The sequence below is a fragment of the Pseudomonas sp. P4795 genome (assembly GCF_048822895.1).
Taxonomy (GTDB): Bacteria; Pseudomonadota; Gammaproteobacteria; order Pseudomonadales; family Pseudomonadaceae; genus Aquipseudomonas.
The window spans coordinates 406,042-428,273 of sequence record NZ_JBMFBT010000003.1; the positions used below are offsets into that span (position 1 = coordinate 406,042).

Genomic DNA, 22,232 nt, shown 5'->3' on the forward strand with positions numbered 1-22,232 from the left:
TGTTTGGAGGCGGAACATGAACACCCGTGGATTGCTCGATCAACTGCTCAAGTCCGGCCAGGACATGTTGCAGAACAAGACTGGCGGCACTCAGAACAAATCCTCTGCCGGTGGCCTCGGCGGCTTGCTTGGCGGGTCTTCCGGCAGCGGCGGCTTGGGTGGCCTGCTCTCCGGCGCCGGTGGCGGCGCATTGGCAGCCGGGGCCATGGGCCTGCTGCTCGGCAACAAGAAAGTGCGCAAGGTCGGCGGCAAAGTCGCGATCTATGGCGGCCTCGCCGCGCTGGGCGTCATCGCCTACAAAGCCTACGGCAACTGGAACGCCCAACAGGGCAAGGCCCCGCAGTCAGAACCACAGACTCTCGACCGCCTACCACCCGCGCAAGTCGAACAACACAGCCAGGCCATCCTCAAGGCACTGGTCGCCGCCGCCAAAGCCGACGGCCACATCGACGACCGCGAACGTCAACTGATCGAAGGCGAATTCACCAAACTCGACAACGACGCAGAACTCAAGAACTGGCTACACGCCGAACTCAACAAACCCCTTGACCCGACCGACGTCGCCCGTGCGGCAAGCACCCCGGAAATGGCGGCTGAGATGTACGTTGCGAGCGTGATGTTGGTGGATGAGGAGAACTTCATGGAGAAGAGCTATCTGGATGAACTGGCGCGGCAGTTGAAGCTGGAGCCGGGGTTGAAGGTGGAGTTGGAGAAGCAGGTGCGGCAGGCTCTGACTTAAATCTTGCGGGTTGCTGGGGGCGTCGGTGGTTTGGACGCCTCCATCAGTCATGCGGCTTGTGCGTTGGCCTGCAGTTCCGCGTTTCGTTTGGCGATGGCCGCCTCCAACTCCGGGGAGCGCTTGGCCCACTGCTCGGGGGGCAATGGTTTGGACCATTCGACGATGGCGGGGTAGATGAGGTCGGGTGGTGGATTCAATTTCCAGCGTTCAAGTACATCTATCAGTAGCGTGTTGAAGATGAAAAACCCGCAGAAGCCTTCCCAAAGGACGGTTATAAACCAGCCTCTCAACTTTGCGGCCTTGATGAGGTCGTCCAGATACGTTGCCCATATTCCTTTGGATCTGTCGAAGCGAGCGGTCTGATCTTGAACAGCTTGCGGCCCGATCTCCATATAGCTACGAATGCACTCCCACAACGCCATGGCAGTGGTCCCGCCCCCACAGTTAAAGCTTAACGAATAATGCTTATTATCTTCTTTAGCCTGCGGGTCAGGGTTCTCAAAACCGATAATCAATAGGCCCATGGTGGCTTTACCGGCTTGGCTCACCGACGAGTGCTGGGTTGCCGCTGCTGTTACGCTTTCCCACGGGACTATCCAGTATTTTCCGCCTTCTTGCGGGATACATACCTCACGGCGCTGGCGATTGAACCGCACCGGTAAAGGTACTGGGCGTAACAAACTCTGCACCAAAATCAATGAAGGAATTCCGATAATGATCCCACCACCAACAAGAATAAAAACACTGAGGTCGGGTGCAATATTTCTTAAACCAAAGGCCAGAGATAAAAACAGCATTAGTGTTGGCCACAAGACCATTACTGTGGAACCCACGCTGTAAATACCAATATCTAGAAACGCCTCGTTCTTACGCCAGATAGCGTTGAGTACATCTGAGGGCTTCTCGCCGGTAGGGATTGGCAGTGGCGCCAAATAGTCATCGCGCGAAAATATGCGTTTTTTTGTCGTGCCTGCCGGTGGCGCGCTCATGCGTTGTCCTTGGTTTCCTAATAACCGAATTCCATACATCGGTTGCACGGCGGTACAGACTTTCATCCAGTCAACTTGCTTGCTGCTGAGCAGTCATGCGGCTTGCTCGTTGCGCTCCAGTTCCGCCTCCCGCTTGGCGATGGCCGCCTCCAACTCCGGGGAACGCTTGGCCCACTGCTCGGGGGGCAACGGTTTGGACCATTCGACGATGGTGGGATCGGTGAGCTCGGGCGGATGCGACAGCTTCAAATCCTGCAGTTTCTCTGCGAGATAGGTTCCCAGAATCGTGATGCAGAATATCCCCCATAAAGCATTCAAAAGATCTCCCTTGCGCAAATCGGTAATGATTGAACCGATCTGTGTTTCTTCATAGGGTGCAATGCCCACTCGGCTATCAGGCACAGCGTCCGGCCCGATTTCCATATAGCTGCGGGTGCACTCCCACAACGCCATAGCCGTCGTACCGCCGCCACAGTTGAAACCGAGCGAAAAATGTTTGTTTTCTTCTTTTGCCTGCTGATCAGGGTTCTCAAAACCAATGATCAGCAAACCCATGGTGGCTTTGCCGGCCTGACTTACTGAGGATTGTTGCGTTGCTGCTGCGGTTACGCTTTCCCAAGGGACGATCCAGTAGTCGCCGCCCTCTCGCGGGACGCACACCTCACGGCGCTGGCGGTTGAAGCGAATTGGTAAAGGCACATCGCGAAATAACCCTTGAATCAAGATCAGGATCGGGATCCCCACAATGATTAATCCTCCCCCCCAAATTAGAGGGTCAGGCGTGATGTAACTCAAAAGGGCGAACAGCAGCGCGGTGGGCCAGATCACCATAACTGCTGAGCCGATGCTGTAACTACCTATGTCTAAAAAAACGTCATTCTTACTCCAAATGGTATTAAGTACGTCCTGCGGTTTTACTCCAGTGGGAATTGGCAGAGGTGCTAAGTAATCGTTTTGCGAAAATATCCGTTTATTTGTGGTGCCTGCCGGTGGCGTGCTCATGCTTTGTCCTTGGGTTGCAAGTAAAGGGCGCCGGGCTTGCCATCGCCGAGCGTATAGCTTGGCACACGATCCAACTCGGGTGTCGGATCGTCCCGTAGGCTAATGACGCCAGAGTAGTGATTCAAGGTAAAGGCTATGCCCCGCTCACCACCGATAAAGTTGCTTGCGCCTAGCATTGCGATCAAGGGAGTGCGATACCGCAGGCGTAGGGAAACTGTGCGGGGCTTTGAGCCAAAAACACCAGGGACGGTTTTGAAGGCGCCAGTCATACGCAAGCCTTGGCCTTCATTGACGGGTATCCAATTACAAGTGCTGCCGGCCAGCCAGTCAGATGCCATGTCTCGCAATGGGCTAGGTGGTTTGTAATTGTTGGAAGGGCTGTTTTTTATCAGATCGCGATGGCGCTGAGTATCTATGGGGTCTCCAGTCAGGCTTAGTTCCAAATAGGCGCTATTCGGCTCTGCTCCTGGCAAGTCAATGGTTAGACTATCGATGGAACTGACATAGATCATTCCAGATGGAGCGCTTGACGGGGCCGTCACCGAACTACTCTCCATGCTGACGCGAGGTGTGTACAGGATCGCATAAAGCTGATTTAGTTCATCTTGTTGGACTTTGGCCGCAATAGGATCAAGATTCTTCGCGCGAGCTTTTGACCAGCAGCAGAAGTTGAGAAAGTTTTGCAGCGGTGTTTGCTGAAAGATCCAACTGATGAGATACAGCGCACCCAGCACGGCAATAACCCAGTTCAACGGCCCCATGCGCAGCGAGTAACGCATAATAGCGGTTTCGCCTTCAATCAATCCTGCCAAGGCTTTGCCCGTTTGACTCATTCCAAGTAACGCCTGAGTACCATAAGCGGCCGCTTGTCCCGCGACCACTGACTGGCGCATCTCGAGCCATGGGTCGATATGAGCTTGTGCGCTCTCCAGTTGTTTTTGCAGAGATCTGTATTCATTTACTGCTGCGCCAAATGACAACCCACCAATCACCCCCCCAAATAAGGTCAGGGTCGGAGCCATGGATCGCCCTCTACCAATTTCTTTAATTCCCAACCCATTGCGCACCTGACTATCAATCACCGCCGTCAACGCCGCAGCGGCATACAAAGACGCAGATGCTGTGTCGTTGACACGCTGGGCGTCCATGCCCTCCACCGTGCCGGCCTGACTCAGGTAATTGCTGGCATTTAGCGTGTTCAGCAGGAGTGCTGCGAGGGGGACGACTCCACCGCTGTCGGCGACGAGGGGGGAGTTGGTGATGCCTGACAGGCGCCCGAGGCCGATGGCTTTGCCCGTGCTGCTGGCCCATTGCGTCAATCCTTCGGCACCTCTACCCAACAGCTTCCATACTTGTCGGCCACTTTCGCTTACCGCTTGTAAACCCGTGTCGCTGCCCAAGCGAGCGGCGATTAAAACGCCTAGCCAAGAGCTGCTGAAAGTTTTTCCGCCTTTGAGCAGTAGCAACGCAGCCGCCATACGGTTGACCAGCACGCTCCAGGAGCTTTTGGCATCTCGAGCCATCTCTGCGATGTGGTCCAGAACCACCGCGGTCAGTGGCGCAAGCGCCTGGTGGGTCGCTGCAATATTTTTCGACTCCAATGCCGCGATCCACTCTCCGTAGCGAGTGACGTTGTTAATGCCCGCATCGATCGAGGGCGTCCAGGCACGGAACAATTGCGTCAGTGCACCGCCGTCCGCTGCCCGTACATAGTCGGCGTATTGCTCGGCCCCTTGGGCGCGGATGCATTGGGCGGTCAGACAACCAGTGGCCAATTCGGTCAGCCAGTTTCGTGCGTCGAGGTCGTCGTAATCGACAAACCAGGTACCGTTGAAGGAACGCTTCAGGTACACCTCTCGATCACTGAACAGCACTTGATGGCGTTTTTCGATCTGCTGGAAATGACCGGGTGCAGTTGTATCCAGCCAAGTGTTCATCGCCTCCAGATCGATGTATTTGCTCACCTTGGCGCTGAGGAAATCATCGTCGAGGTTAGCTTGTTTCTCGGCACGGTATTCGCGAACCACGAATTCCGCTTCGTTGTACAGATCTGCCGGGATGAAGGCCCGCACAGGCGCGACGATTTCGGCAATGCGTGCGTCTCGAACGGCTGCTTCAGTCGTGCTCGGTTGCCCACCGTAGCGGCGCGCCTGGGTTTCTGCCTTGAGCTGATCATCCAACTGATGTTGGGCGTTGAGTATGACCTTGCCCTGAGCAGGCGTGAGGGTGATATCTCGATCCTTGTAGCGATAGTTGAGGGTGCTGGCCAACTCGGCTCCGTCTTCGCTGACAAGGCTGCGAACGAACCCACCGATGCTCAAGCGCAGGTTGTTATCACCCACCCATTGTTCATGGCCGGCCTCAACCGACTCCTGCTCGAAGTTGATATCCCGCAACACCCCCAAATCATCATCCAGCGCAGCAAACACCGCATACAACGGTGGCGACTCGCTCTTGGCTTTATCCAGCCAGGCTTGCGTGGGGGCCAGTTCCCATGGGCTGGCGCTCCAGCTTCCGGGTTCTACCACCGGTTCGCCCGGTGGCTGGGCTGCAGCGGCCTGTTCGCGTTCGTGTAGAGATTGCGAGCTGGCAGAGTAGGCTTTGATGTTGTCTTGGGTCGGTGCGGCTTGCGCGGTTTTGCGTTGTTCTTTCACGCCTTCGCGGGCGGTTGCACCGTTCTTCTGATGGTCATGTGCGAGGGTTTTCTCGCGCACTTTCGGCATGAGTTCGGCCACCAGTGTCGGGGCTTTTTCGAGCGGTGGGCAGTGTTTGGCTGACAGGCGCTTGGCGACGTCGGTGAGGGCGATCTGACGCATGCGCTTACGTCGTTCGCCGCTCTTTTTCAGGCGTTCGCAGGCTTCTTTGCCCAGAGGCACTTCGCTGTAGAGCATCCACGCGTCGGTGCTTTTGTTCAAAGCGATCCCGGCCTTTTCGCCGGTCGTGAGAGCGGCGTGGGGCTGCGTCAGCGATTGTTCTACCAGCAAACCATCAGCCGCTACTGCGTAGCGTTTGAGTGGTCCTTCGGCATGCCACAGATAGACATAACCCGCGCGTAAGCGGCGCAAAGCCATAGGGTGACTTTTGGTCGGGCTGGTGGGTGCGAAATCGGCGTGTTCGGCGGCCTGCTCGGCCATTGCGTAGCGGCTGGGAACCACGAATATTTCGGGTTGTTGCGCAGGGCAAGTGGTGGCCGGGCTGGACAAGTCTTCGTCGCCGAACTGGCATTGTGCGGCGTGGTCGGCAGCTGCCAGGTTGCGGTTTTTATCGAGTGCTGCGGTGGTCATGCAATTGACTCCTTGTCAGTCAGCAACCAATGGCGGTGCAGTTCTACCAACAAGGCATCCAGGCGTTGTGTGGCGTTGAGCGTTGGCTGTTGCAGAATCTCACGGTAGGCCTGATGTTCAGGCGCTTGGGGGAATGTGGTGCCGTGTTCGGCAACCAGCGCCGACCAGCGCACCACTTCCTTGGGCGCAGAGTAGCCGTGGCGGGCGGCACCTTCGCGACACAGCACAGCCCACTCCTGCTGGTCGGCAGTCGAGCGTTGGGCCAGACAGTCGGGAAAGTAGGTGTGGACGTGTTCCAGCAGCTGCTGATCGAAAGTTTCCAGCTTGCCTTGGTTGAGCTGTTGCAGCTGCTGATCGTCCAGATACAGCCATGGACGTACGGCATATTGCTCGGCGTTTTGTTGGCGTTGTTCACGCACGATCCATTGTTCCGCTTGGCCACCGCGCGCGGGCAGACGCACGCGGCTGACCGGCCCCATTATGCGATCTTTTTCGCCCGGGATCAGGGCGGGCAGCCAATGGCGCATGACGCGCGGATCGTAATAGCGAAACAGCAACGCTACGTCACCCGTTACCCGCGCGTGAATCATGCTGCGCAGGTGTTCAGCCAGTTGCGGCAGGGGTGCGTCGCTTTCAATCATCAGGCCGGCATCGTGTTGCCAGTGCTCCGTGAAGGCTTGTTCAAGGGCGCCGTTGTTGCGCAGGAGTACCAGTGCTGGACCGACATCAAACACTTCTTTGTACGGCGTGGCGTGATAAAGCCATTCGATAGTCGGGTTCTCATCGAGGCTGTACAAACGGGACGGCAGGTTTTCGATCTTTGCTCCATCCAGAAGCAGATAGCGGGCGACGTTTTGGGTCATTTCGCGGCTCTCAACTTTTGGCAAATTTCACAGACTGGCTGCGCGGTAACGGCTGCTCGTTGCAGGGTTTGCCGCAAGGCTGGCAGGAGTAACAAACCTGCCTTATCCGCATCCGCCTGCTTCAACGGCCCCGGCAACAACGGTGCCGCGCCAGTCCCGCTTCCCGGTCCACCACCGGAGTTGATGTTGATCACCGGCCCGCTCATGGTCACGCCGCCGCTGTCGATCTTGATGAAGCTCCCCCCGCCAATCAGCGTCAGCTCCGCGCCGGCCTCCATCACCACTTTCATGCCGCTGCTGAGATGGATTTCCTGACCCGCGTCGATGAACTGTCCGGTACCGATTTTCACGTGCTGATTCACACCCACCGTCAGGTGATCATTGGCCTGCGCCTCGACCTTGCGATCGGCATAAACCGTGTGATGTTCTTCGGCTTTGAATTCCGTGTAGCTGTTCTTTTCGACGGTGTCGTGGCGCTCGTTGCCGACACGGATTTTCTGGTCGTGCTCGATGTTTTCGTCCCAGTCGCGCTGGGCGTGCAGGAAGATTTGTTCCTGGCCTTTTTTGTCTTCGATGCGCAGTTCGTTGAAGCCGCCGCCGCCCATCGAGCTGAGGGTCTTGAAGGTGCTGCGCGTCTTGTTCGCCGGCAGGGCGTAGGGGACGGTGTTTTCCTTGTGGTACAGGCAGCCGTTGATCAGCGGTTGGTCGGGGTCGCCTTCGAGGAAGGTGACGAGGACTTCCATGCCGATGCGCGGGATGGCGATGCCGCCGTATTGCGCGCCGGCCCAGGCGCTGGAGACGCGCAGCCAGCAGCTGGTTTTGTCGTCGGCCTGGCCTTCGCGGTCCCAGTGGAATTGCACTTTGACGCGGCCGTATTGGTCGCAGTGAATTTCTTCACCTTTGGGACCGGTGACCACGGCGCTCTGGCTGCCGAGGATGCGCGGTTTCGGGTGCTTCAGCGGCGGGCGATTCGGCACGTCCCACGGCGTGGCCTGGAAGCGGTTGCGGTAGCCCTGATGGAAATCGTCTTTCAGCGCGGTGGTGTCGCTGGTCACCGACTCTTCCAGCACTTGCGGCTGTTTGCCTTCGTGCAGGATTTCGGTGAGCAGCCACAGGTCGTTCCACTTGGCTTTTGGGTGTTCGGTCAGCGCGAGAAAGTGGCCGCTGACCAGCAGTGGCTGATCGCTTTTGCCTTCGGCCAATTGGAAGTCACTGCGATGACGTTCGAGGGCGCGCTTGGCAAGGTGTTTGCCGCGCTCACGATCGATGAAACGGCCCGGATAGTCGTAGTCTTCGAGGTCGGGCAGGGCGTCGCCACGGTTTTCGCTTTCGAGGGTGATGCGCGGTTTTTCGAAGTCGTAATCGCGGCGCGTGGTGCGGCTGGTGCGGGTTTCCAGGCGCAGGTCAAAACGCTTGATCACCGGGTCGCTGGCGACCATGCCCGAATCTTGCTGATAGGCCACTGGTTTGAGTTTCGGGAACACCGTCTGGTCATCGCCGAAAATCAGTTTGTGCGCCGTGGCGCTGTGCTGAAAGTGGTAATGAATACCTTCTTCTTCGCACAGGCGCTGGATGAAATGCAGATCCGATTCGTCGTACTGCACGCAGTAGATGCGCTCGGGGTAGATCGAACCGGTCTGGAAGGCGTAGGCGTTGCTTTGAATGCCGTGTTCTTCCAGCACCATGCCGATGATTTTCGGCACTGTGAGGTTCTGGAAGATCCGTTGATTGACGCGGTGCGCCAAGTACGAAAGCTGCGGGCGCAGGGTCACGGCGTAGCGCGTCAGGCGTTTGCCGGAATCGCCTTGCGCGGCGCGGTAGATCTGGCCGTGAATGCCGCTGCCGTCGGGCGACAGTTGCAGAAAGGCCGGTTTGTGCAGCAGGGTTTCGAGGTCCAGCGACGGCTGCTCACTGACCAGCTCCACCTCGAACACAAAAGGCTGGCTGATGGCTTCCCGGCCTTGCAGGGAAAACACCTGAAAGTCGACGGAAAGACCTTCAATGGTCAGAGCAAAATGGGTTTCATTGGCCGGCGCGAACATCCCTTGTTCCTCGTGCTGTACAGCGGCGCTCGTCGATGACCGCCAGGCGGATCAACGCGCGCGAAATTCTGGGGGGTGCAAACAACATCGACCAGCAGAGCTGGCCGATGTTTTGTAGCGATCAGCCGTAATTAAACGACTGGAGCACGCCAGTCATCGGAACCCGAAGTACCGGATACTTCGTGGGTCCAGGTGATTTTGCGGTAGGTGAACTGCACTTCTTCCAGGTGGGTGAAGTGCGAGTTGCCTGGATCCTGGCAGTTGTGCATTTTGTTGTTGATGGCGACGATGATCGCGTCTTCCAGTTTGGTGGTGTAGTAGTGCTCTTGAGTACCTTGAGCCGAAGTACGGAACCACTGGATAACGATTTCGCTCATGCGCTCGCCGGAAGTCAGAGCGGCTTGCAGCAGTGGCGAAGCCTTGTCGTAGACCTTGGTGATCACAACTGGCTTGTGCACGCGCTGACCGGTTGGCTGACCGGATTGCGGGTCACGCGGGATGATTACGTCGTGGCTGAACGCCTGAACCATGACCTGGTCTTCGTGACCTTCCTGGTAGGTGTTGCCAACGGAGTCAGCGGTGAACGCGCCGGCAGTGATCAGGCCTTGTTTTTCGCCGGTAACCGACATGTACGCTGGTGTAGCCATGGGTGTGCTCCTTGCTGAAATTGAGAGTGCCCGGAGGCGAAAATCGCCCGGTGGGTGGCTGAACTGTTATCAAGAGTCGTGCCACTTTTTGGTGCGGCCCCGGGAGCCGTGGACTAGAGCGTTCTGGCTCAATAAATTGAGTGTTTTTTGATCAGTCGCGAGGTTGAAAGTGCGCAACTTCTTGCGCAGTACTGCGCAAGAAGTTGCGCACTCGTCTGTAGGCGACGGGCTACCAACCCTTCAGCAATGTATCCACACGGTTATCCACATTTGAGTGCGCAAGAAGTTGCGCACAATGGCCGGATGACATCATTGCTGATGATTCACGAGATGACGTTACAGAATTCGGCAAAAGCGTCTTATAAATGAAACACGGCCCTCAGCTATACTCCCCGCATTTCGACCGCCCGCACGAGGAATTACTGTGAAGAACTGGACGTTGCGCCAACGCATTTTGGCGAGCTTTGCGGTCATTATCGCCATCATGTTGCTGATGGTGGTCGTCTCGTATTCACGGCTGTTGAAGATCGAAGCCAGTGAGAGCAGCGTGCGTGACGACGCGATTCCGGGGGTCTACTACAGCTCTATGATTCGTGGCGCGTGGGTCGACAGTTATCTGCAGACTCAGGAATTGCTCGGCCTCAAGGAAGGTCAGGGCGTCAGCACCGAAGACGCTGCCGAATACAAGGTGTTCGAGACTCGTCTGCAAGAACACATGGCCAGTTACCGCACGACCATGTTCACGGATAAGGATCGCAGCGAATTCGCGGTGTTCGAGAAGTACCACGATGCCTACATGCAAATTCAGGATTCGGTGCTGGATTTGCACAAACGCAATCTGGAAGCCGATGCAATCAAGCTGTTCAACGAAAAGCTGACGCCGGCGTGGTACAGCGGGCGGATGAAGCTCAACGACATCATCGGTGAGAACAAGAGAATCTCCGACCAGGCCATGGCCAATATCGACGAGGCGGTGGCAGCGGCCAAAGTCAGCATGTTCGTCTCGTTGCTGATCGCGATAGTCGCGGCCGGCCTCTGCGGTTTGCTGTTGATGCGCGCGATCATGGCGCCGATGAATCGCATCGTGCAGATTCTCGACATCATGCGCACCGGCGACTTGAGCAGCCGATTGAATCTCGACCGCAAGGACGAATTCGGCGCGGTGGAAACCGGCTTCAACGACATGATGGCCGAGCTCACTTCGCTGGTGTCCCAGGCGCAGCGTTCGTCGGTGCAGGTCACCACCTCGGTGACCGAGATCGCCGCGACATCCAAACAGCAGCAGGCCACCGCCACTGAAACCGCAGCCACCACCACTGAAATCGGCGCCACCTCGCGGGAAATCGCCGCGACCTCGCGCGACCTCGTTCGTACCATGACCGAAGTCTCCACCGCTGCCGATCAGGCTTCGGTGCTGGCCGGTTCCGGGCAGCAAGGCCTGGCGCGCATGGAAGACACCATGCATTCGGTGATGGGTGCGGCGGATCTGGTCAACGCCAAACTGGCGATCCTCAATGAGAAGGCCGGCAACATCAACCAAGTGGTGGTGACCATCGTCAAGGTCGCCGACCAGACCAATCTGCTGTCGCTGAACGCGGCGATTGAAGCCGAGAAGGCCGGTGAATACGGCCGTGGTTTTGCCGTGGTTGCCACCGAAGTTCGACGTCTGGCGGATCAGACTGCCGTCGCTACTTACGACATTGAACAGATGGTGCGCGAGATCCAGTCGGCGGTGTCTGCCGGTGTGATGGGCATGGACAAGTTCTCCGAAGAAGTGCGCCGTGGAATGTCCGAGGTGCAGCAGGTTGGCGAGCAGTTGTCGCAGATCATTCATCAGGTCCAGGCGCTGGCGCCACGGGTGCTGATGGTCAACGAAGGCATGCAGGCCCAGGCCACCGGTGCCGAGCAGATCAACCATGCGCTGGTGCAGTTGGGCGATGCCAGCAGCCAGACCGTCGACTCATTGCGCCAGGCCAGTTTCGCCATCGACGAACTGAGCCAGGTCGCCGTCGGCCTGCGCAGCGGCGTTTCGCGATTTAAAGTCTGATGAGCGACATCATCGCCAAACGCAGCGCCGCTCCGGTGGCGCGGCAGGCGTTGTTCCTGCTGTTTCGCATCGGCAGCGAGCGCTACGCCTTGCGCGCCACCGAAGTCGCGGAAGTGCTGCCGCGCCTGCCGTTGAAGCCGATTGCGCGGGCGCCAGCCTGGGTTGCCGGGGTGTTCGCTTACCGTGGCACGGTGGTGCCGGTTATCGATCTCAGCGCGCTGACTTTCGGCCAACCCGCCGAGGCGCGTACCAGCACGCGACTGGTGCTGGTGAACTATCGCGGCGACGGTTCGCAACCGGCGCAATGGCTCGGATTGATCCTCGAACAGGCCACCGACACCCTGCGTTGCAGCCCGGAAGATTTCCGCCCGTACGGCCTCGACAATCGTCAGGCGCCGTACCTCGGCCCGGTGCGCGAAGACGCTCAAGGGCTGGTGCAATGGGTGCGCGTCAACGACTTGCTGGATCAGTCGGTGCGCACGCTGTTGTTCCCCGATCCGCCGCGCGATCCGGCGCAGCTCGAGGAGCAACCATGAGCAGCGATCAGCGCTTTTTCGATTTCCTCAAAGAGCGCATCGGCCTCGACGTCGCCTCGGTCGGCCCGGCGATCATCGAGCGCGCCGTGCGTCAGCGCATCACTCTTTCGCAATCAGCGACAGCCGATGAGTATTGGATAAACCTGCAAGGTTCGCGCGATGAACAGCAGGCACTGATCGAAGCGGTGATCGTCCCCGAAACCTGGTTTTTCCGGTATCCGGAATCCTTTGCGACCCTCGGCAAACTCGCACGTAAACGTCTGGATGAGCTGAACAATATGCGCGCGCTGCGCATCCTCAGCCTGCCGTGCTCCACCGGCGAAGAACCCTATTCGATTGCCATGGCGTTGCTTGATGCCGGCCTCAAGCCGCATCAGTTCAAGGTCGATGGCATGGACGTCAGCCCCCTCTCGGTGGACAAGGCCAAGCGTGCGCAGTACGGCAAGAACTCGTTTCGCGGCGATGATCTGGCCTACCGCGATCGGCATTTCATGCCGGAAAACGACGGCTATCACCTGAATGAATACGTGCGTGAACAGGTGCGTTTGCAGTCTGGCAACGTGCTCGATCCGACGCTGCTGGCGAATGAACCGCCGTTCGATTTCGTGTTCTGCCGCAACCTGCTGATCTACTTCGATCAGCCGACCCAGAAGCAAGTGTTCGAAGTGCTCAAGCGCTTCACCCACGATGACGGCGTACTGTTTATCGGACCGGCCGAGGGCAGTTTGCTTGGACGTCTGGGCATGCGTTCGATCGGCATCCCGCAGTCGTTCGCCTTCAGTCGGCACATCGAACCGCAACCCGAACCGTTGCCGACACTGGTGCCGGCACCGTTGCCAATGCGTCAGCCGATTCGCAGTGCGCCACCGCCGCCAGTGCGCAGTCGCCCGTTCGCCTCTGTGGCGCCATTGCCGACTACCGGCAAAGCGCAAAACCCGGATGCTGCAACGCTGCTGGCGAACATCGCCGCACTGGCCAATGAAGGTAAAAGCGCCGAGGCCCGCGCCGCGTGTGAACAGTATCTGCGCAGCCACGAACCGGTCGCGCAGGTGTTCTATTGGCTCGGTCTGCTCAGCGATGTGGCCGGCGGAGCCCTCGAAGCGCAGGGCTTTTATCGCAAAGCGTTGTACCTCGAACCGCAACACCCCGAAGCGTTGATGCATCTGGCGGCGTTGCTGCAAGCCCAGGGCGACACAGCGGGCGCCAGACGATTGCAGGAGCGTGCCGCCCGCAGCGGCCGCACCGCTGACAGTGAGCGTAAATGATGATCGCCGACACCTTGAACGTCACCCACGAAGACGCCCGCGCGATCGACGACTGCTGGAACCGCATCGGTATCCACGGCGACAAATCCTGCCCGTTACTCGAAGAACATATTCATTGCCGTAACTGCGCGGTGTATTCCGCTGCCGCCACACGCCTGCTCGACCGTTATGCGTTGCAACAGGACGAGCGCGATCCGGTGGCGACGGCGGTTGAAGTCGACCTGAAAACCCGTTCGCTGCTGATGTTCCGGCTCGGCGAAGAATGGTTGGGGCTGGCGACGCGCAGTCTGGTGGAAGTCGCGCCGTTGCAAGCGATTCACTCGCTGCCGCATCAGCGCTCGCGGGCCTTGCTCGGCGTGGCCAATGTGCGCGGTGCGTTGGTGGCGTGCCTGTCGCTGGTCGAACTGCTCGACCTCGACAGCAACGTCGCCCCGGCCACTGGCGCGCGGATCATGCCGCGCATGCTGATCATCGCAGCGCAAGGAGGGCCGGTGGTGGTGCCGGTGGATGAAGTCGACGGCATTCACGCCATCGACGAGCGAATTCTTGAGACCGCTTCAAGCTCAGGCACTCAGGCCAGCGCCAAATACACGCGCGGGGTTTTGCCCTTCAAAGGGCGCAGCCTGCGCTGGCTCGATGAAGAACAGTTGTTATCCGCCGTGTCCCGGAGCCTCACATGACCCCCGAGCAAATGCGCGACGCCTCGTTGCTCGAACTGTTCAGCCTTGAAGCCGAAGCTCAGACCCAGGTGCTCAGCGCAGGATTGCTGGCACTGGAGCGCAATCCGACCCAAGCCGATCAACTCGAGTCGTGTATGCGTGCAGCGCACTCGCTCAAGGGCGCGGCGCGGATCGTCGGCATCGACAGCGGCGTCAGCGTCGCGCATGTGATGGAAGATTGTCTGGTCAGCGCGCAGGAAGGGCGGCTGTTTCTGCGTCCGGAGCATATTGATGCGTTGTTGCAGGGCACTGATCTGTTGATGCGCATCGCCACGCCGGCCAATGGTCCGCAGCCAGCCGACATCGAAGCTTACGTAGCGTTGATGGGGCGTTTGCTGGATCCATCGGTTCCCTTCGCCGCGCCACCGATGGCTGAATTGCAGCTTGAAGCGCCTGCTGTGCTCGAAGCTGCGCCGCTGGTTGAGCTACCTGCGGAAGTCTCCGAACCGACGCTACGGCAGAACCGCCGCACCACCGAAGGTGGCGAGCGCGTGCTGCGCGTCACCGCCGAGCGCCTCAACAGCCTGCTCGATCTGTCGAGCAAATCGCTGGTGGAAACCCAGCGCCTCAAGCCGCATCTGGCAACCATGCAACGCCTCAAACGCATGCAGAACAACGGTCTGCGTGCCCTTGAAAGCCTCAACGTCCATCTGAAAGAACACGCCCTGAGTCTTGAGGCTCAGGAGGCGCTGGAGGATGCGCGGCGTCTGCTTTCCGAATCTCAGCACTTGCTCGCCGAGAAAAACGCCGAGCTCGACGAATTCGCCTGGCAAGCCAGCCAGCGCGCACAAGTCCTCTACGACACCGCACTGGCCTGCCGCATGCGCCCGTTCGCCGACGTGCTGTCGGGCCAGGCGCGGATGGTCCGTGACCTCGGTCGCAGCCTCGGCAAACAGGTGCGCCTGGAGATTGAAGGCGAGAAGACTCAGGTCGATCGCGATGTATTGGAAAAACTCGAAGCGCCGCTCACACACTTGCTGCGCAACGCGGTCGATCATGGCATCGAATCGCCGGAACAGCGGCTGCTCAAAGGCAAATCCGAAGAAGGCCTGATCCGCCTGCGCGCCTCGCATCAGGCTGGATTGCTGGTGCTGGAACTCAGCGATGACGGCAACGGCGTCGATCTGGAAAAAGTCCGCCGCAGCATCGTCGAACGGCAGTTATCCCCAGCCGAAACCGCCGCGCAGTTGAGCGAAGAAGAACTGCTGACCTTCCTGTTTCTGCCGGGTTTCAGTCTGCGCGACAAGGTCACCGAAGTGTCAGGGCGTGGCGTCGGTCTCGACGCGGTGCAGCACATGGTGCGGCAGTTGCGCGGCGCCGTGGTGCTGGAGCAGACGGCGGGCGAGGGCAGTCGTTTCCATCTGGAAGTGCCGCTGACCCTGTCGGTGGTGCGCAGTCTGGTGGTCGAGGTCGGCGATGAGGCTTACGCGTTTCCGCTGGCGCACATCGAACGCATGTGCGATCTGGCGCCGGACGACATTGTTCAGCTTGAAGGTCGCCAGCATTTTTGGCACGAAGGGCGGCACGTCGGGCTGGTCGCGGCCAGTCAGTTGTTGCAACGTCCGGCCAGTCAGAACAGCGGTGACACCCTGAAAGTGGTGGTGATTCGCGAGCGTGACGCGATTTATGGCGTGGCGGTCGAACGCTTCATCGGTGAGCGCACGCTGGTGGTGCTGCCACTGGATGAACGGCTGGGCAAGGTTCAGGACATTTCCGCTGGCGCCTTGCTCGACGACGGCTCGGTGGTGCTGATCGTCGATGTCGAGGACATGCTGCGCTCGGTGGACAAATTGCTCAACACCGGGCGTCTGGAGCGTATTGCCAGAACCGGTAATCACGCAGCAGAAGCAGCGCGCAAACGGATTCTGGTGGTCGACGACTCGCTGACCGTGCGCGAACTGCAACGCAAACTGCTGCTCAATCGCGGTTACGACGTGGCCGTCGCGGTCGACGGCATGGACGGCTGGAACGCGCTGCGTTCGGAGGATTTCGATCTGCTGATTACCGACATCGACATGCCGCGGATGGATGGCATCGAACTGGTCTCGTTGCTGCGCCGCGACAACCGTCTGCAATCGCTGCCAGTGATGGTGGTTTCCTACAAAGATCGCGAGGAAGACCGCCGGCGTGGACTGGACGCCGGGGCCGACTATTATCTAGCCAAAGCCAGTTTTCATGACGACGCCCTGCTCGACGCGGTGGTTGAGCTTATCGGAGGAGCGCGGGCATGAAGATCGCAATCGTCAACGACATGCCGATGGCTGTGGAGGCGCTGCGCCGGGCGCTGGCGTTCGAGCCGGCGCATCAGGTGGTGTGGGTCGCCTACAACGGCGCCGAGGCCGTGCGTCTGTGTGCGGAAAATACCCCGGATCTGATCCTCATGGATCTGATCATGCCGGTGATGGATGGCGTCGAAGCCACGCGGCGAATCATGGCCGAGAGCCCGTGCGCGATCGTCATCGTCACCGTCGATCGCCAGCAGAACGTGCACCGGGTGTTCGAAGCCATGGGCCACGGCGCACTGGATGTGGTCGATACCCCGGCCATCGGTGCTGGTGATGCTCAGCAAGCCGCGGCGCCACTGTTGCGCAAGATTCTGAATATCGGCTGGCTGATCGGCGAGAAGCCTGCGCGCTCCCGACAGGCGCCCGCTGCACCACGCAGTTCCGGTTCATGTCAGCGGCTGGTGGCGATTGGTTCTTCGGCGGGCGGGCCAGCGGCGCTGGAAGTACTGCTCAAAGGCCTGCCGCGCAATTTCACCCCGGCAATCGTGCTGGTGCAGCATGTCGATCAGGTGTTTGCCGCCGGCATGGCTGAATGGCTGGCCAGTGCCAGCGGCCTTGACGTGCGTCTGGCCCGCGAGGGCGAGCCGCCGCAGAGTGGCGCAGTGCTGCTGGCCGGCACCAATCACCATATCCGTTTGTTGAAAAACGGCACGTTGGCCTACACCGCCGAACCGGTCAACGAGATCTACCGACCCTCCATCGACGTGTTTTTCGAAAGCGTCGCCAGCTATTGGAACGGTGATGCAGTCGGGGTTTTATTGACCGGGATGGGACGCGATGGCGCGCAAGGGCTTAAGCTCATGCGCCAACAGGGGTATATGACCATCGCGCAGGATCAGCACAGCAGTGCGGTGTACGGCATGCCTAAGGCCGCTGCGGCGATCGATGCGGCCGTAGAAATCCGTCCACTGGAAAAGATAGCGCCACGTTTGCTGGAGATTTTCCCCAAATGAACCGATCCCTCCACAACCCTGGCCCCCGCAGCACTCAGGTGACCGCCCATGAATGACTTACAGATCGATGGCATCAAGACCGACGAAAACGCCGCCATGGTGTTGTTGGTGGACGATCAGGCGATGATCGGCGAAGCGGTGCGCCGTGGGCTGGCCAATCAAGAGAACATCGACTTCCATTTCTGCTCCGACCCGCATCAGGCCATCGCCAATGCGGTGCGGATCAAGCCAACGGTGATCCTGCAGGATCTGGTGATGCCCGGCCTCGATGGCCTGAGCCTGGTGCGCGAGTATCGCAATCATCCGGCGACCAAGGACATCCCGATCATCGTTCTGTCGACCAAGGAAGACCCGCTGATCAAGAGCGCGGCGTTTTCCGCAGGCGCCAACGACTATCTGGTGAAGCTGCCGGACAACATCGAGCTGGTGGCGCGCATACGCTATCACTCGCGCTCCTACATGACGCTGCTGCAACGTGACGCGGCGTATCGCGCGCTGCGCGTCAGCCAGCAGCAGTTGCTCGACACCAATCTGGTGCTGCAACGCCTGATGAACTCCGACGGCTTGACCGGGCTGTCCAATCGCCGCCACTTCGACGAATACCTGGAGCTGGAGTGGCGCCGTTCGTTGCGTGATCAGACTCAGTTGTCGCTGTTGATGATCGACGTCGATTACTTCAAGTCGTACAACGATACCTTCGGCCACGTTGAAGGTGACGAAGCTCTGCGCAAGGTCGCCACCGCCATCCGCGACGCCAGCGCCCGGCCTTCGGACTTGCCTGCGCGCTACGGTGGCGAGGAGTTTGCGCTGGTGCTGCCGAATACTTCACCGGGCGGCGCACGCCTGGTGGCCGAGAAGCTGCGCCAGACCGTGGCCGCGCTGAAGATTCCGCATCATTCGCCGGATGATGGCGCGATCCTGACCATCAGCATCGGACTGGCGACCATGGTGCCGGAGGCGGGCAGTGATTGCCGGTTGCTGATTTCGGCGGCGGATCGCGGGTTGTATCTGGCCAAGAACAATGGACGCAATCAGGTTGGGATTGAGTAACGGCCTTCCCCCTCACCCCAGCCCTCTCCCGGGGGAGAGGGAGCCGACCGGGGGATATTTGCGAGATACATCGACCTGAAACAGCTTTGCTGAATCCATAATCGACCCGGAGTTTCAGGTCGATGCATGACGAAAGACATCTCGGTCGGTCCCCTCTACCTCTGGGAGAGGGCTAGGGTGAGGGCAGGCAATCTCAAGCCAGACACCAACCCGCAAGGCATTCCCCCAAGACCCGCCAGACGGGCTGCCGTCCCAGCCCGATTACGTTATACTCGCCGGCTTTCAAAAGTTCGCCAACGAGTGCTGCCTGCCATGGAAATCAACCCGATCCTGAACACCATCAAGGACCTGTCCGAACGCTCCGAAACTATTCGGGGGTATCTTTGACTACGATCAAAAGCATGAGCGTCTGACCGAAGTCAATCGCGAGCTTGAAGATCCGAGTGTCTGGAACAAACCTGAATACGCCCAGGAGCTGGGCCGCGAGCGCTCTGCGCTGGCACAGATCGTCGATACCCTCGACGAACTGAACACCGGTCTGGCCGATTGCCGCGACCTGCTGGACATGGCCGTCGAAGAGAACGACGAAGGCGCAGTGGGCGATGTTGTCGCCGAGCTGGCCCGTCTCGAGGAAAACCTCGCCAAGCTCGAATTCCGCCGCATGTTCAGCCACGAGATGGACCCGAACAACGCCTACCTGGATATCCAGGCCGGTTCCGGCGGCACCGAGGCTCAAGACTGGGCCAACATCCTGCTGCGCATGTACCTGCGCTGGGCCGACAAACGCGGTTTCGACGCGACCATCATGGAGCTGTCGGCCGGTGAAGTCGCCGGGATCAAAGGCGCCACCGTGCACATCAAGGGCGAATACGCCTTTGGCTGGTTGCGTACCGAGATCGGCGTGCACCGTCTGGTGCGCAAGAGCCCGTTCGACTCCGGCAACCGTCGCCACACCTCGTTCTCCGCTGTTTTCGTCTCGCCAGAGATCGATGACAAGGTGGAAATCGAAATCAACCCGGCAGACCTGCGCATCGACACCTATCGTTCCTCGGGTGCCGGTGGTCAGCACGTAAACACCACCGACTCGGCCGTACGTATCACGCACGTACCGACCAACACCGTGGTCAGCTGCCAGAACGAACGTTCCCAGCACGCCAACAAGGACACCGCCATGAAAATGCTGCGGGCCAAGTTGTACGAGCAGGAAATGCAGAAGCGCAACGCCGCTTCCCAGGCCCTGGAAGACACCAAGTCGGACATCGGCTGGGGTCATCAGATTCGCTCTTACGTGCTCGACGCGTCGCGAATCAAGGACCTGCGCACCAACATCGAACGCAGTGACTGCGACAAGGTGCTCGACGGCGATATTGACGAATACCTGGAAGCCAGCCTGAAATCCGGGCTGTAAAAAATTGTGGGAGCCGGCTAGCCGGTGATCCTCAGCCGCAGGCTGAGGGCAATGAACCTGATGGAATATTTAAAGACATGAGCGACCAACAACTCGATCCGCAAGCCCTGCAACAGGAAGAAAACTCCCTGATCGCCCTGCGCAAGGAAAAGCTTGCTGCCGAGCGCGCCAAGGGTAACGCCTTCCCGAACGACTTCCGCCGCGAAAACTACTGCGATGCACTGCAGAAACAATACGCGGACAAGACCAAGGAAGAGCTGGCAGAAGCTGCGATTCCGGTCAAGGTTGCGGGTCGCATCATGCTCAACCGTGGCTCGTTCATGGTGATTCAGGACATGACCGGCCGGATTCAGGTTTACGTCAACCGTAAAACCCTGTCCGAAGACACCCTGGCCGCGGTGAAAACCTGGGACATGGGCGACATCATTGCGGCTGAAGGCACCCTGGCCCGTTCCGGCAAAGGCGACCTGTACGTTGAAATGACCAGCGTGCGCCTGCTGACCAAATCCCTGCGCCCACTGCCGGACAAGCACCACGGCCTGACCGACACCGAACAGCGTTATCGCCAGCGCTACGTTGACCTGATCGTCAACGAAGACGTGCGTCAGACCTTCCGTGTACGTTCGCAAGTGATTGCGCACATCCGCAGCTTCCTGATGAAGCGTGACTTCCTCGAAGTCGAAACGCCGATGCTGCAGACCATTCCTGGCGGCGCGGCAGCCAAGCCGTTCGAAACCCACCACAACGCGCTGGACATGGAAATGTTCCTGCGTATCGCGCCTGAGCTGTATCTGAAGCGCTTGGTTGTCGGCGGTTTCGAGAAAGTGTTCGAGATCAACCGCAACTTCCGTAACGAAGGCGTTTCGACTCGTCACAACCCTGAATTCACCATGTTGGAGTTCTACCAGGCGTATGCCGACTACGAAGACAACATGGACCTGACCGAAGAGCTGTTCCGCGAACTGGCGCAGCTGGTTCTGGGCAGCACTGACGTGCCGTACGGCGACAAAGTCTTCCACTTCGGCGAGCCGTTCGTGCGTCTGTCGGTATTCGACTCGATCCTCAAGTACAACCCTGAACTGACTGCCGATGATCTGAACGACATCGACAAGGCCCGCGCCATCGCCAAGAAGGCCGGCGCCAAGGTGCTGGGCTTCGAAGGTCTGGGCAAGCTGCAAGTGATGATTTTCGAAGAACTGGTCGAGCACAAACTCGAGCAGCCGCACTTCATTACTCAATACCCGTTCGAAGTGTCGCCACTGGCCCGTCGCAACGATGACAACCCGAACGTCACCGACCGCTTCGAGCTGTTCATCGGTGGCCGTGAAATCGCCAACGCCTACTCCGAGTTGAACGACGCGGAAGACCAGGCCGAGCGCTTCATGGCGCAGGTGGCCGACAAGGACGCCGGCGATGACGAAGCCATGCACTACGACGCCGACTTCGTGCGTGCGCTGGAGTACGGCATGCCGCCAACGGCGGGTGAAGGTATCGGCATCGACCGTCTGGTGATGTTGCTGACCAACTCACCGTCGATCCGCGATGTGATCCTGTTCCCGCACATGCGACCGCAAGCGTAAACGTTTCAGTAAAAAAGCCGCCTAAAACAGGCGGCTTTTTATTGCCTGTCTGGTACAAACGTATCAAATGGTTACTTTTGAAATAACAGAGGAATGCCTGTCGTGATTGGTGCAATGGCTCAAGAAGGTGCAGCGGGGATCGCTACGGCGGTTGCCGAAAGTGTTCAGTACCAAGGCCGCAAGGCCAGCCGGCAGGGCAGCGAGCAGCGTCGACAGGATATTCTCGACGCAGCGATGCGCATTGTCGTGCGCGATGGCGTGCGGGCCGTGCGCCATCGAGCGGTGGCGGCCGAGGCTGCGGTGCCGCTGTCGGCGACCACTTATTACTTCAAGGACATCGATGACCTGCTCACCGATACCTTCGCCCAATACGTGGAACGCAGTGCCGAGTACATGGCCAAGTTGTGGAACAACAACGAAGGCCTGCTGCGTGACATGGTGGTCAGCGCCGATGGCAGCCCGGAGTCGCGCTCGCAACTGGCGGACGACATCGCGCGGCTGATGGCGGACTATGTGCACCGGCAACTGGTCAACCGACGTGAGCATCTGATGGCGGAGCAGGCGTTCCGTCAGGAAGCGCTGCTCAATCCAAGGCTGGCGCTGCTGGTGCGTTCGCATCAGCAGATTCTGTTGCAGGGCACTTGCCAGTTGTTCCAGGTATTGGGCTCGCGTGAGCCGCAGCAGGATGCCAAGGTGTTGACGGCGATTATCGGTCGGATGGAATATCAGGGCCTGCTCAACGACGCCGAGCCTTTGGCCGAAGCGGAAATGCTCGGCATTCTGACGCGCTACATGCATCTGGTGCTCGCGTCGGCGTGATCCC

17 protein-coding genes are annotated in these 22,232 nt (G+C 59.2%); 11 read left to right on the forward strand and 6 right to left on the reverse strand.

Features of this window, described 5'->3' with window-relative positions:
- Positions 1-16: 16 nt before the first annotated feature.
- Positions 17-739: a tellurite resistance TerB family protein gene (locus ACOI8A_RS10460; protein WP_420647808.1), complete on the forward strand. Its 723-nt coding sequence runs from the start codon at positions 17-19 to the stop codon at positions 737-739.
- 47 nt (positions 740-786) lie between these two features.
- Here ACOI8A_RS10460 and ACOI8A_RS10465 read toward each other — a convergent pair whose 3' ends face one another.
- From ACOI8A_RS10465 to ACOI8A_RS10490, 6 genes are all read right to left on the reverse strand, one after another.
- The gene (locus ACOI8A_RS10465; RefSeq protein ID WP_420647809.1) at positions 787-1,728 is read right to left on the reverse strand and encodes a hypothetical protein; all 942 of its coding nucleotides are present in this window, start codon (positions 1,726-1,728) and stop codon (positions 787-789) included.
- 93 nt (positions 1,729-1,821) lie between these two features.
- Positions 1,822-2,730 carry a hypothetical protein gene (locus ACOI8A_RS10470; RefSeq protein WP_420647810.1) on the reverse strand — a complete coding sequence of 303 codons (909 nt, stop codon included), beginning with the start codon at positions 2,728-2,730 and terminating at the stop codon, positions 1,822-1,824.
- Positions 2,727-6,014, reverse strand: coding sequence for a toxin VasX (locus ACOI8A_RS10475; protein WP_420651467.1), 3,288 nt, complete (start codon positions 6,012-6,014; stop codon positions 2,727-2,729). The genes ACOI8A_RS10470 and ACOI8A_RS10475 overlap by 4 nt, the downstream gene beginning before the upstream one ends.
- Positions 6,011-6,877, reverse strand: coding sequence for a DUF4123 domain-containing protein (locus ACOI8A_RS10480; protein WP_420648379.1), 867 nt, complete (start codon positions 6,875-6,877; stop codon positions 6,011-6,013). Before ACOI8A_RS10480 ends, ACOI8A_RS10475 begins: the two co-directional genes overlap by 4 nt.
- The gene (gene tssI, locus ACOI8A_RS10485; RefSeq protein WP_420648378.1) at positions 6,874-8,919 is read right to left on the reverse strand and encodes a type VI secretion system tip protein TssI/VgrG; all 2,046 of its coding nucleotides are present in this window, start codon (positions 8,917-8,919) and stop codon (positions 6,874-6,876) included. Before tssI ends, ACOI8A_RS10480 begins: the two co-directional genes overlap by 4 nt.
- Positions 8,920-9,050: 131 nt before the next feature.
- Complete coding sequence (locus ACOI8A_RS10490; protein ID WP_007919523.1) at positions 9,051-9,566, reverse strand: Hcp family type VI secretion system effector; 516 nt, start codon at positions 9,564-9,566, stop codon at positions 9,051-9,053.
- A gap of 424 nt (positions 9,567-9,990) precedes the next feature.
- Between ACOI8A_RS10490 and ACOI8A_RS10495 the strand changes: the two genes are divergently transcribed.
- From ACOI8A_RS10495 to ACOI8A_RS10540, 10 genes are all read left to right on the forward strand, one after another.
- Complete coding sequence (locus ACOI8A_RS10495) at positions 9,991-11,613, forward strand: methyl-accepting chemotaxis protein (protein WP_420648377.1); 1,623 nt, start codon at positions 9,991-9,993, stop codon at positions 11,611-11,613.
- Positions 11,613-12,149 carry a chemotaxis protein CheW gene (locus ACOI8A_RS10500; protein ID WP_420648376.1) on the forward strand — a complete coding sequence of 179 codons (537 nt, stop codon included), beginning with the start codon at positions 11,613-11,615 and terminating at the stop codon, positions 12,147-12,149. Before ACOI8A_RS10495 ends, ACOI8A_RS10500 begins: the two co-directional genes overlap by 1 nt.
- Complete coding sequence (locus ACOI8A_RS10505) at positions 12,146-13,414, forward strand: CheR family methyltransferase (protein ID WP_420648375.1); 1,269 nt, start codon at positions 12,146-12,148, stop codon at positions 13,412-13,414. Before ACOI8A_RS10500 ends, ACOI8A_RS10505 begins: the two co-directional genes overlap by 4 nt.
- Positions 13,411-14,094, forward strand: coding sequence for a chemotaxis protein CheW (locus tag ACOI8A_RS10510; protein ID WP_420648374.1), 684 nt, complete (start codon positions 13,411-13,413; stop codon positions 14,092-14,094). Before ACOI8A_RS10505 ends, ACOI8A_RS10510 begins: the two co-directional genes overlap by 4 nt.
- Positions 14,091-16,364 (forward strand): hybrid sensor histidine kinase/response regulator, encoded by a 2,274-nt coding sequence (locus ACOI8A_RS10515; RefSeq protein ID WP_420648373.1) that lies wholly within the window; start codon positions 14,091-14,093, stop codon positions 16,362-16,364. The genes ACOI8A_RS10510 and ACOI8A_RS10515 overlap by 4 nt, the downstream gene beginning before the upstream one ends.
- Positions 16,361-17,371: a chemotaxis response regulator protein-glutamate methylesterase gene (locus ACOI8A_RS10520; RefSeq protein WP_420648372.1), complete on the forward strand. Its 1,011-nt coding sequence runs from the start codon at positions 16,361-16,363 to the stop codon at positions 17,369-17,371. Before ACOI8A_RS10515 ends, ACOI8A_RS10520 begins: the two co-directional genes overlap by 4 nt.
- A gap of 48 nt (positions 17,372-17,419) precedes the next feature.
- A complete protein-coding gene (locus ACOI8A_RS10525) occupies positions 17,420-18,421 on the forward strand; it encodes a diguanylate cyclase domain-containing protein (RefSeq protein ID WP_420648371.1) in 1,002 nt (333 codons plus the stop codon).
- A gap of 312 nt (positions 18,422-18,733) precedes the next feature.
- A protein-coding gene (gene prfB / locus ACOI8A_RS10530; protein ID WP_157214382.1) for a peptide chain release factor 2 occupies positions 18,734-19,829 on the forward strand; the annotation gives its coding sequence in 2 pieces (ribosomal slippage) (positions 18,734-18,805 and positions 18,807-19,829; 1,095 coding nt in all).
- Between the two features lie 77 nt (positions 19,830-19,906).
- Positions 19,907-21,409, forward strand: a complete 1,503-nt coding sequence (gene lysS / locus ACOI8A_RS10535; protein WP_038357812.1) for a lysine--tRNA ligase — start codon at positions 19,907-19,909, stop codon at positions 21,407-21,409.
- A gap of 114 nt (positions 21,410-21,523) precedes the next feature.
- Complete coding sequence (locus tag ACOI8A_RS10540) at positions 21,524-22,228, forward strand: TetR/AcrR family transcriptional regulator (RefSeq protein ID WP_420648370.1); 705 nt, start codon at positions 21,524-21,526, stop codon at positions 22,226-22,228.
- The last annotated feature ends 4 nt before the right edge of the window (positions 22,229-22,232 follow it).